At 60.9% G+C, this 10,000-nt stretch carries 11 protein-coding genes; 3 read left to right on the top strand and 8 right to left on the bottom strand.

Annotated features, from left to right (window positions below; all coding sequences use genetic code 11):
- The first annotated feature begins 144 nt into the window (after positions 1 to 144).
- Positions 145 to 1,557, top strand: coding sequence for an aspartate aminotransferase family protein (locus RYA97_RS04170; protein ID WP_117140018.1), 1,413 nt, complete (start codon positions 145 to 147; stop codon positions 1,555 to 1,557).
- 81 nt (positions 1,558 to 1,638) lie between these two features.
- Positions 1,639 to 1,857 carry an MbtH family protein gene (locus tag RYA97_RS04165; RefSeq protein WP_003304661.1) on the top strand — a complete coding sequence of 73 codons (219 nt, stop codon included), beginning with the start codon at positions 1,639 to 1,641 and terminating at the stop codon, positions 1,855 to 1,857.
- Positions 1,858 to 2,307: 450 nt separating this feature from the next.
- On the opposite strand, the gene RYA97_RS04160 is transcribed toward RYA97_RS04165, so the two are convergent.
- From RYA97_RS04160 to RYA97_RS04125, 8 genes are read right to left on the bottom strand one after another with little or no spacing between them, the layout of a single operon-like run.
- Positions 2,308 to 3,225, bottom strand: a complete 918-nt coding sequence (locus RYA97_RS04160; RefSeq protein ID WP_005782918.1) for a metal ABC transporter substrate-binding protein — start codon at positions 3,223 to 3,225, stop codon at positions 2,308 to 2,310.
- Positions 3,226 to 4,125: a metal ABC transporter permease gene (locus tag RYA97_RS04155; RefSeq protein ID WP_117140008.1), complete on the bottom strand. Its 900-nt coding sequence runs from the start codon at positions 4,123 to 4,125 to the stop codon at positions 3,226 to 3,228. It lies immediately after the preceding gene.
- The gene (locus tag RYA97_RS04150; protein WP_005746819.1) at positions 4,125 to 4,889 is read right to left on the bottom strand and encodes a metal ABC transporter ATP-binding protein; all 765 of its coding nucleotides are present in this window, start codon (positions 4,887 to 4,889) and stop codon (positions 4,125 to 4,127) included. The genes RYA97_RS04155 and RYA97_RS04150 overlap by 1 nt, the downstream gene beginning before the upstream one ends.
- Entirely contained in the window at positions 4,886 to 5,818 is a 933-nt protein-coding gene (locus RYA97_RS04145) for a metal ABC transporter substrate-binding protein (RefSeq protein WP_117140009.1), read from the bottom strand. The genes RYA97_RS04150 and RYA97_RS04145 overlap by 4 nt, the downstream gene beginning before the upstream one ends.
- Before the next feature lie 35 nt (positions 5,819 to 5,853).
- Entirely contained in the window at positions 5,854 to 6,420 is a 567-nt protein-coding gene (locus tag RYA97_RS04140) for a DUF6162 family protein (protein ID WP_316891942.1), read from the bottom strand.
- Positions 6,417 to 6,749 carry a hypothetical protein gene (locus RYA97_RS04135; protein ID WP_004664615.1) on the bottom strand — a complete coding sequence of 111 codons (333 nt, stop codon included), beginning with the start codon at positions 6,747 to 6,749 and terminating at the stop codon, positions 6,417 to 6,419. The genes RYA97_RS04140 and RYA97_RS04135 overlap by 4 nt, the downstream gene beginning before the upstream one ends.
- On the bottom strand, positions 6,746 to 7,288 hold the full coding sequence (locus tag RYA97_RS04130; protein ID WP_117140011.1) for a thiamine pyrophosphate-binding protein: 543 nt from the start codon (positions 7,286 to 7,288) through the stop codon (positions 6,746 to 6,748). Before RYA97_RS04130 ends, RYA97_RS04135 begins: the two co-directional genes overlap by 4 nt.
- Positions 7,285 to 8,511, bottom strand: a complete 1,227-nt coding sequence (locus RYA97_RS04125; RefSeq protein ID WP_117140012.1) for a PepSY-associated TM helix domain-containing protein — start codon at positions 8,509 to 8,511, stop codon at positions 7,285 to 7,287. Before RYA97_RS04125 ends, RYA97_RS04130 begins: the two co-directional genes overlap by 4 nt.
- 296 nt (positions 8,512 to 8,807) lie before the next feature.
- On the opposite strand from RYA97_RS04125, the gene RYA97_RS04120 reads away from it, so the two are divergent.
- Positions 8,808 to 9,785 carry a TauD/TfdA family dioxygenase gene (locus RYA97_RS04120; protein ID WP_005746825.1) on the top strand — a complete coding sequence of 326 codons (978 nt, stop codon included), beginning with the start codon at positions 8,808 to 8,810 and terminating at the stop codon, positions 9,783 to 9,785.
- The last annotated feature ends 215 nt before the right edge of the window (positions 9,786 to 10,000 follow it).

Here is a 10,000-nt window from a genome sequence, read left to right as displayed (position 1 = left end):
CTGGCGTTGCGGATAAAAAACTCGTTACCGGGTGTAAATCCGCAGCTCGCTGGCGCGTTTTCAAGGGAAGGAATAAACGCCTGAGCCCGCATGGCCAACCGTCATGCATCAGGTCATTCAACCAGCGTATTGAGGGTTGCACAGATGTCAGTTGCTACCAGGCTTATCGATGATCAGTTGACACGGGTTGCCCCGGCAGCGGCTGAAACGCTCTACCAATTCGAAGAGTCGCCATTGCTGGCGCGGCAAAATCGCCAGGAATCCAATGCGCGCAGTTACCCGCGGCGTATCCCGCTGGCGCTCAAGCGAGCCAAGGGCATTCACGTCGAGGATGTCGAAGGGCGGCGCTTCATCGATTGCCTGGCAGGCGCGGGCACGCTGGCGTTGGGGCATAACCATCCAGTGATCATCGAAGCGATTCAGCAGGTGATCAGTGATGAGTTGCCGCTGCACACCCTGGACCTGACCACGCCAGTCAAAGACCAGTTCGTTCAGGACCTTTTCGGTCTGTTGCCCCCAGCGCTGGCCGATGACGCGAAGATTCAGTTCTGTGGCCCGACCGGCACCGATGCGGTGGAAGCCGCGTTGAAACTGGTACGCACTGCCACGGGACGCAGTACGGTACTGTCGTTTCAGGGCGGTTATCACGGCATGAGCCAGGGCGCGTTGAGCCTGATGGGCAGCCTGGGGCCGAAAAAGCCGCTCGGCGCGTTGCTCGGCACAGGCGTGCAGTTTCTGCCGTACCCCTATGATTACCGCTGCCCGTTCGGGCTTGGCGGCGAACAGGGCGTGCGCGCCAACCTGCATTATCTGGAGAACCTGCTCAACGACCCGGAAGCCGGTGTGCAGTTGCCTGCAGCGGTCATTCTTGAAGTGGTGCAGGGCGAGGGCGGGGTCATTCCTGCTGACCTGGACTGGTTGCGCGGCGTGCGGCGTATTACTGAAAAGGCCGGTGTGGCGCTGATTGTCGATGAGATCCAGAGCGGTTTTGCCCGCACCGGCAAGATGTTCGCCTTCGAACACGCCGGGATCATCCCGGACGTCGTGGTCATGTCCAAAGCCATCGGCGGCAGCCTGCCGCTGGCGGTGGTGGTCTATCGTTCATGGCTCGACACCTGGCTGCCAGGTGCCCACGCAGGAACTTTCCGTGGCAACCAGATGGCGATGGCTACCGGTTCGGCGGTAATGCGCTATCTTCAGGAACACAATATTTGCGAGCACGCGACGGCGATGGGCGCGCGTCTGTCCAGGCACTTGCATGCCTTGCAGCGTGACTTCCCGCAACTGGGCGATATTCGCGGGCGCGGGCTGATGCTGGGTGTCGAATTGGTCGATCCGGCCGGTACGCGCGATGCGCAGGGTCATCCGCCGGTATTTGCCCGTCTGGCCCCGCTGGTCCAGCGCGAATGCCTCAAGCGCGGGCTGATTCTGGAACTGGGTGGTCGACACGGCAGCGTGGTGCGCTTCCTGCCACCGCTGGTGATCACCGCCGAGCAGGTCGACGAAGTGGCCGAAATCTTTGGTCGCGCACTCAACGCCGCTGTCGCACAGCTTTAATTTTTCGACGTAGCGATACGTTCAATCCCTATAGCTGCTATGAATTGGCACAGCAGCACTGAACCAACACGGAGAGCAGCAATGACTTCAGTATTCGATCGGGAAGACATCGTCTTTCAAGTTGTGGTCAACCACGAAGAACAGTATTCGATCTGGCCCGACTACAAAGCCATCCCCAACGGCTGGCGCACCGTTGGCAAAAGCGGCTTCAAGAAAGAGTGCCTGGCCTACATCGAAGAAGTCTGGACCGACATGCGCCCCCTGAGCCTGCGCCAGAAAATGGAAGCGCAGACGGCCTGATTGGCTGGTAGACCAACCAGGCTGTCGTGCGACGCTCCGCGTCGTCATGCCGTTCGGGACGCTCCGCGTCCTCTTGCGACGCAGAGCGTCGCGACCTGCATTCCCACGCTGGAGCGTGCGGAACGATAATCTCAACTATCGTGCCGATGCTCCGCGTCGTCACGCCGTTCTGGACGCTCCGCGTCCTCTTGCGACGCAGAGCGTCGAGACCTGTATTCCCACGCTGGAGCGTGCGCAACGATAACTGACTATCGTGCGACGCTCCGCGTCGTCATGCCGTTCTGGACGCTCCGCGTCCTCTTGCGACGCAGAGCGTCGCGACCTGCATTCCCACGCTGGAGCGTGCGGAACGATAATCTCAACTATCGTGCCGATGCTCCGCGCGGCTATCGTGCGACGCAGAGGTTCGCGACCTGCATTCCCCACGCTGGAGCGTGAGCAACGATAAGCTCACCCCTTGCCAGCCAGCACCTCGATAACCCCCTGAATATCCCCCTGCAACTCCGCCAGCGGATCAGCGCCATCAATCCCCAGCACCAGCAACGTGCTGCCTGCCGCTTCAATTGCAGACTTCACCGCTTCTGGCGGCTGACGATGATCAAGCACCAGCGCCACGTCGTTATCCTTGAGGGTCGCGCTCAGTTTGCTCAATGCCTCGGGCGTCCACTGTTCGTCGGTCAGCACTAGGCTGTCGATCAGCTCCAGATTCAGCCCGCTGATCAGGTAGCCGAAGCGGTCTGACAAACTCACCACACTTAAATTGTCGGCACCGGCCAGTGCCGCTTCGCTGCTGGCACTCAGTTTGAGCAGTTGCTGCTTGAACGCCGCCAGATTGGCCTCGATCTTCGGCTTTGCGCTCGGCGCCAGGCGCACAAGGTCCGCCGCCAGCACATCGGCCATGCGCCCCATGTTGTTGCTCGCCAGCCACGGCTGACTGTTCAGCCCGTCAGTGCCCTGGCCCGGCTGCACGGCAATCCCCGGTAAACCACCGTCCACCGGGCGGGCTGCATCAATTTCGACGATGCGAATATTACTGCGGCGTGCGTTCGGGTAAAGCGGGTCATCGGCCCAGATCGACCGCAAGCCGATTACCGCATCGGCGTTGTTCGCCAAGCCGCGCAATGCATCGGCACCGCGCCCTGTGAAGTAAGCAGTCTGGCGCGAGCCGGGCAGGTTGGCCGCGGCAGCGCGTTCCAGCATTACACCGCTGTCCTTGAGCAGAATTTCCCCCAGCCCGTAGGTAATCGGCAGGCTGGCCAGCACCCGTACCGGTTGAGCGCTGTCGGCTTTGGCGTCGGCGGCATACAGGCTGTTGCTGAACAGGCCGGTCATGGCCAGCGCCAGGGTCAATGTACGTAAAGTAGGCATTTATCCAATATTCCCTTTCAGGCCGGGCAGCGTGCCGCGGGCGATGGCGGCCAGGGCAAAGGCAACGCCAGCCACCAAAATGATCGCCGCGCCGGACGGCACAGGCAGGTCGAAGACGATAGGCAGCAGAATGCCGCACAGGGTGCTGACGGTAGCAATCGCCACCGATATCCAGAAAAAGCCTTTCAGCGACTGGCTCAACAGGCGTGCCGCCGCCGCTGGAATCACCAGCAACGCTCCGACCAGAATCGCGCCGATGACTTTCACGGCTGCAACAGTGATCAGCGTGACCAGGATCACGAACAGGTAATCCAGCGTCTTCACTGCCACACCGCGCACTGCAGCCAGTTGCGGATTGAAGCTGGCCAGCATGATGCGGTTGTATAACGGCAGGCTCAGGCCCATGACCAGCGAACCAACGATCAGCAACACCAGCAGGTCATTGCCGTTGACAGTCAGTACCGAGCCGAACAGCACGTTTTCCAGAATGTGCACGTTGATCTTGCCGGCCAGCACCAGCAGCAGGCTTGCGCCGAGCGCAAGGGACACCGAGAGGAACACGCCAATCAGCGTGTCCGGTGCCAGTCCGGTGCGGTTGCGCAGGTAGTTGAGGACGATACCGAACAGCAGGCAATAGCCGAACAGCGCGCCATAAGGCCCGGTGTACGGCTCACCGAGCAGAATACCGATGGCCACGCCGGTCAGTGCCGCATGGCCCACCGCTTCGGAGAAGAACGCAAAGCGCTTGACCACCACCAGCGTGCCCAGACCGCCCAGCACCGGGCCGATCAACAGGCCCGCAAACAGGGCGTTGACCACAAAGCCATAGGCCAGCGCCTCCGGCAGATAGCCGGATGAAGCGAGGCCCTGAATGAACAGGCGAAACGTTTCGTAATCCATCACGCGGCGCTCCCGTTAACAGCATCAGCAGTGCGCGGATGAGCAGAAAACAACGTCAGCAGGCGTTCCGGCGTCAGTGCCGTGGCGGCAGGCTCGTCGAACAATACGCGGCGATTGAGCCCGGTCACCTGATCCGCCAGCCGCCGTACTGCATCCAGATCGTGCTCGATCCACAGCACGGTGATACCGCTTCGGCGCCAGTCACCGAGCAGGCGCTCGAAGACTTGAATGCCAGCTTCATCCAGAGCCGACATCGGCTCATCCAGCACCAGTAATTGCGGCGCAGGAATCAGCCCCTGCGCCAGCAGCACGCGCTGCCGTTCACCACCGGACAACGCGCCCATGCGCCGCTTGCGCTTGTCCTGCATGCCGACCCGTTCCAGCGCATCGCCAATTGCTGCCGCGTAGTGTTTCGACAAGCCCATAAACGCCGGGCGTCGTTGGCACATGGCAGCCATGAAATCGTCGACGGTCATCGGCAAGCCGCGATCGAACTCCAGCGCCTGCGGCACATAGCCAATCAGGCCCGGCGCGGCAGGCCATTGCAGGCTCAATTGGCCTTGATGCGGTGTCTGCCCGAGCAGGGTCTTGATCAGCGAGCTTTTGCCGCCGCCGTTCGGCCCGACCAGCGCGTGTACGCTGCCAGCGCGCACGTTGAAATGCACGCGGTCGAGAATCGTTGTGCGGCCCAGGGTCAGGCTCACCTGGTTGAACTCGATGCCTGGCCCCTGGCTGACGATGTCGAGGTTCTGCGCGACAGTCATGTGCCCGACTCCTGAATGGCCCGCACTACGGTGTCGAGGTTGCCGGCCATTTCCTTCTCGTACTTGTCGGCGGTGTATTCGCCATAGGAAATGTGCGACAGCGGGTACAGCTTGACCCCGGATTCACGCTGGATGGTGTCGACGTAAGTGGACGGGAAATCCATCTCCGAGAAGATCACCTTCACATCCAGTTCGCGCAGTTGGTCGATGGTCTTTTTCAACTGGCTCGGGCTGGGCTCGATGCCATGTGCCGGTTCCACCACTGCTGTCACTTCCAGGCCGAATTCACGCAGCAGGTAGTCGTAGGCGGCATGTACCGTGGCCACGCGCAGGTCGGCGTTGGGGGCCTTGGTCAGTTTGGCGAGGGCGTCGGCGCGCATCTGCCGCAGTCGCTTGCCATAGACGCGGGCGTTGGCGGTGTAGGTTTTGGCGTTGTCCGGGTCCAGCTTGCCCAGCTCGCGGGCGATGTTGTTGACCTGGGCGATGGACGCGCTGATCGACAGAAAGGTGTGCGGGTTGACCACCTTGCCTGCGCCGCGTGCTGCAACCCCGGTGGCGGCCAGCAACGGCACGTCGGCGTTGGCTTCAATGGTCTTGATGTTCGGCGTTTCACTGGCGGCGATCATGCGGTCGGCGAAATCGTCGTGGCCGACGCCATTGAGCACGATCACGTCCAGCGAACCGATGCGCTTGATATCCTCGGCGCGCGGTTCGTAGGCATGCGGGTTGAAACCGGCCGGGATCAGCGGCACGACGTCGGCCTTGTCACCGACAATATTGCTCACGTAGCTGTAATACGGGTGCAGCGTGATGCCGATGCGCAGGCGCTTGGCCGGGTCGGCGGCGTAGCTGGACGGTGCCAGCAGGGCGGCAAACAACCCTGCCAACAGGACGCGCAGCAAGGGACGGCGTTTGAATGAAATAGGCATGGGCAAGCGGTCTTCTTTCAAAGGAATGCGAAGTTTCAGTGTGGGTGCTGACGGGTTACGCCAGCATCGAATTGCGCGACGACCTGTTTCCAGCCCGCGTCGACCAGGGCTTTGTCGCCGAGGTCGCTGACAGGTGCGATCGAGGCGCTGCGGTTGATCCAGATGTCAGGCTGGTTGTCCGAATCGATGCGCATCAGAAACGAGCCGGCCACGTTCGGCGTCTGGCTCAGGCCCAGATAGGACTGCTCGAACATTTGCCACTCGTGACCGCCACGGCTCACCGAACTGGCGTCCTGGGCGAACGGCGCAAAGCCCTCGTCACCCAGTTGTTGCGGGGTAACAGGGGTTTGCTGTTCGGTTGCCAGCAGGCGAATTTCGTCGAGGGTCACGCGCAGGTCGGCGTAGATGCCTTGTTCGGCAGCGGTCAGGTCTCGTCGCGCATCAAGTTGATGGCTGGCAAGGCTGTGTGTTTCCTGAGTATCACGGTGCAGGCTGACGACTCCGGCCGCGACGCCGAGGATCAGCAGGCACAGCAGCAGGACGTACAGGGTTTCATGCCCGGCGCCGGCCGGGCGGACGATTTGTCGGGTTGGCGCACTCATGGGCTGGGGATGTCCGCCTGATCGATTTCCACCACATGGCCGGGGCCGGCATCGAACAGCACATAGAACTCGGAAGCCGGACGCTTGAAGGTCACGGTCGAATCCTCACCCAGCTTGCCGGGTACCAGAATGGTTTCGTCATAGCCGATCACGTCGAGGGTCACGCCCGGCGCACCACTGCCGTCGGAAAAACCGCCGGTGCAGCGAATCTGCTCGTTGTCGATCTGTTTGCATTCGCACATCGGGTTGTGCGCCAGTGCGTTGCCACTCAAGCCAAGCAGGCACAGGGCGCTGGCCGTCAGCCAGCGCAGGGAAGGGCGGGCACTCATGGTTTGGCTCCTTGTTTTTTCAGCCACGCCACGGTGGTGGGCGAAGCCTGTTGCAGCGGGATGGAAGTCTGATGCACGGTGCCGTCCCAGCCTTCCATGGTGATCCACAGGTCTGAGTCGGCGCTGGTGTTTTCGGGAATCTGCATGAACGCACTCATGCGGTAGCCACCGCCAAAGAAAATAACCCCGGCGGTGCGCAGGCTGCGTGGTTTGCCGATGCGCAGGTAAGTGGCCTTGACCCGGTCGATGCAGGCGTTGCACAGCGCGGCATTGAAGCTTTTCATGTAGCCCGACGGGCCGGACAGGCGCGGGGCTTCGTTACGGTCTTCGGCCAGACGCAGGCTCCACGGGCCGACCTGAATCTCGCCGACGTCGCGTTGGCCAAGGCCCTGATCGCCGCGATCCAGCGCATTGTCGGAGAAGTACTTGGGCATGAAGCCCAGCGGAATCAGCACCAGCAGCACGTTGATGTGGAAGCGCCACTTGTACCAGAAACGACTCAGCGACGATGCAGGTTGTGCAACAGCGGCCTTGCTCACAGGCTGTTCTCCGGGGTGCGGGTCGCCAGTGGCGAGTGGGTGGTGTCCGGAGTCGATGCCGGGGTGAAGGTGGCCGGGCTGGTTCTGGACTCACGCTTGAGGGCATTGAGCGTCGCCAGCGCGGTGCGCTTGCTCCAGATCAGCAACCCGCTGAGCACCATCATGCTCAACAGCAGGCCGAAGAACGCCCAGATCAGCTTGATCCAGATACCGCCGAAGTCGCCGGTGTGCAGCGGGCGCATGGATTCGGTGACGAACTCCAGCTTGTTGCGGTCCGACAACAGGTGTGACGCTGCGATTTCGCCACTGTACGGGTTGATTTCGGCGGTCTGAAACATCAGCGGATACCAGCTGCGCCCGCCAACCTGCATGTTGCTGTAGGCATTGAAGGGCGGAGTGATGAAGCTGGCTTCAAGACCTGGAATCCGCTCCTTGGCGATTTCCACGGCCTTTTCCAGACTGATGGTCGGTGCCGGGCGGCCGTCGGCAGTCAGCGGCACGGCGCTGTGTGGAATGATCGAGGCGACCTGGGATTTGCTCGAGATACTGATCTGGTTATCGCCAAGAATCGCCTGAATCAGAAACCACGTGCCGGTGATGGAAATCACCGCGATGAACCAGATCGACCACACGCCGCTGAGGCGATGCAGGTCGCCCCAGAAAATTCGCGGGCCCTGGCTGAAGCGTACCGGCTTGAAAAAACCGCGCCAGAATTTCTTGTAGACCACCAGCCCGGTCACCAGCGACGCGAGCAGGGGCAGGCCGAGAATCGACACCAGGTACCAGCCCCACGAATAGCCATTGGTGAACGGCACCAGCCACCAACCGTGCAGCGCGCGGGTGAAGCGGCGGAAGTCGAACGACGGCGTGAGGCCCTGAATCACCCCGGTGTAAGGGTTGACGTAAGCCGGCACCGAGCGGCCGTCCGGGTAGGTGACGAACACGCTCAGGGCGAAGTAATCGCCGTCAGGCTGCATGATCGTACCGACGATGAGGTCCGGCTCGTTGCGCTCGATGGTTGCGCGAATCTGCTCGAAGCTCATGCGTTGGGCGTCGTCGGAGGGGCGGTTGTCACGCATCTCCGGGTTGGCCAGCCACATGATTTCCTTGCTGATGACCGCCAGCGTGCCGGTCACACAGACGATCAGCACAAAAAACCAGATGGGCAGGGCAAGCCAGCTGTGGACGAGAAACCAGATTTTTGAACGGGACTTCTTCGACATGGATAAACAATCTCGATTCACGATGTAAAGCAGCCGCAAAGCGACACCTTCTGTCTGTACGCGCGGGCGATATAAAGCCTCGCATTCAATTAAAGACGAATGAGAATGAGATTCCTGTAGGAATATTTTGCGTTTAAATGAAAAAAATTGTTTCAGAGCGATCTGAACCCCCCACATAGCTCAGGAAAAGGGGCTGGGCGGCTAATTTTCTCGTGGCGAAGTACGTTCAATCTGGACATTGGTGTTGCGCCAGGCCGCAGGGGTTCGGGCGCTTTTGCCATCAAGGGAGAGACATCATGAGTCATGCGTTGAGTTTGGATATCCGGCCGCTGCTTGCAGGGGCGGGCAGCTTGCCCATGCTGGTACAGGCACCCGAGCCCGGTCTGGACTTGATGGAAGCGCTGGGCGAACTCAAGCCACTGGTGGCCGCGCACCTGTACAGCGCGGGCGGCATTCTGTTTCGCGGCTTCGACGTCGGCGGTGCGGAAGCGTTTCGTGAGTTCGCTGCCGGTTTCGGCGATCCGCTGCTCAACTACGAGTTTGGCTCTACGCCGCGCAGTAACGTGACCAAGGGTGTGTACACCTCCACCGAATACCCGGCGCATCAGAGCATCCCGTTGCACAACGAGCAGGCCTACACGCTGGACTGGCCGATGAAGATCTGGTTCTACAGCATGATCGCGGCGCAGACCGGTGGCGAAACGCCGATTGCCGACAGCCGTGAGATCTACCGGCGCATTCCGGCGCGTATTCGTGATCGCTTCATCGAAAAGAAGCTGATGTACGTGCGTAACTACGGCAACGGGCTCGATGTGGAATGGAGTCAGGTGTTCAACACCGAAGATGAGTCCGTGGTCGAAGCCTACTGTCGGGCGCACAACATCGAGTGCGAATGGAAAGACGACGGCGAACTGCGCACCCGGCAGATCTGCCAGGCTGTGTCCCGCCATCCAGTGACCGGCGATACCGTCTGGTTCAATCAGGCGCACCTGTTTCACATCTCCAACCTGCAACCGGAAGTGCGCGAAACCCTCCTGGATGTCGTGGATGAAGAAGACCTGCCGCGCAATGTTTACTACGGCGACGGCTCACCCCTCGAAGAAAGCCTGCTGGACGAGATTCGTGGCGTGCTCGACGACTGCACCGTCAGCTTCCCATGGCTGGAAAACGACGTACTGATGCTCGACAACATGCTCACCGCCCACTCCCGTGCACCGTTCACCGGCAAACGCAAAGTGGTGGTGGCCATGGCGCAGGGGCATTCGGATAAGTAGTTGTTTATTGATTTCCGTGCCAACGCTCCGCGCCAGCGTTATACCCCGGTCCTGCAGAACTCAAGTAATCGTGCTTTTGTGGGAGCGGACTTGTCCGCGAAGACGGTAGTTCAGCCGGTACATTTTTGGAGAATGTACCTGCCCTTTCGCGAACAAGTTCGCTCCCACAAGGTTTTAACTACCGTGCGATGCTCCGCTTAGGCATGCAGTTCTGG

Source organism: Pseudomonas syringae group sp. 26L6 (assembly GCF_032587815.1).
Classification (GTDB): Bacteria; Pseudomonadota; Gammaproteobacteria; order Pseudomonadales; family Pseudomonadaceae; genus Aquipseudomonas; species Aquipseudomonas amygdali.
The sequence above is the reverse complement of the archived record's forward strand: the minus strand, read 5'-3'. Positions and strand labels throughout refer to the sequence as shown.

What these genes read in the sequence shown, in the direction of transcription:
- RYA97_RS04170 (WP_117140018.1), top strand. Translation starts at nt 145, where the DNA reads ATGTCAGTTGCTACCAGGCTTATCGATGATCAGTTGACACGGGTTGCC.
- RYA97_RS04165 (WP_003304661.1), top strand. Translation starts at nt 1,639, where the DNA reads ATGACTTCAGTATTCGATCGGGAAGACATCGTCTTTCAAGTTGTGGTC.
- RYA97_RS04160 (WP_005782918.1), bottom strand. Translation starts at nt 3,225, where the DNA reads ATGCCTACTTTACGTACATTGACCCTGGCGCTGGCCATGACCGGCCTG.
- RYA97_RS04155 (WP_117140008.1), bottom strand. Translation starts at nt 4,125, where the DNA reads ATGGATTACGAAACGTTTCGCCTGTTCATTCAGGGCCTCGCTTCATCC.
- RYA97_RS04150 (WP_005746819.1), bottom strand. Translation starts at nt 4,889, where the DNA reads ATGACTGTCGCGCAGAACCTCGACATCGTCAGCCAGGGGCCAGGCATC.
- RYA97_RS04145 (WP_117140009.1), bottom strand. Translation starts at nt 5,818, where the DNA reads ATGCCTATTTCATTCAAACGCCGTCCCTTGCTGCGCGTCCTGTTGGCA.
- RYA97_RS04140 (WP_316891942.1), bottom strand. Translation starts at nt 6,420, where the DNA reads ATGAGTGCGCCAACCCGACAAATCGTCCGCCCGGCCGGCGCCGGGCAT.
- RYA97_RS04135 (WP_004664615.1), bottom strand. Translation starts at nt 6,749, where the DNA reads ATGAGTGCCCGCCCTTCCCTGCGCTGGCTGACGGCCAGCGCCCTGTGC.
- RYA97_RS04125 (WP_117140012.1), bottom strand. Translation starts at nt 8,511, where the DNA reads ATGTCGAAGAAGTCCCGTTCAAAAATCTGGTTTCTCGTCCACAGCTGG.
- RYA97_RS04120 (WP_005746825.1), top strand. Translation starts at nt 8,808, where the DNA reads ATGAGTCATGCGTTGAGTTTGGATATCCGGCCGCTGCTTGCAGGGGCG.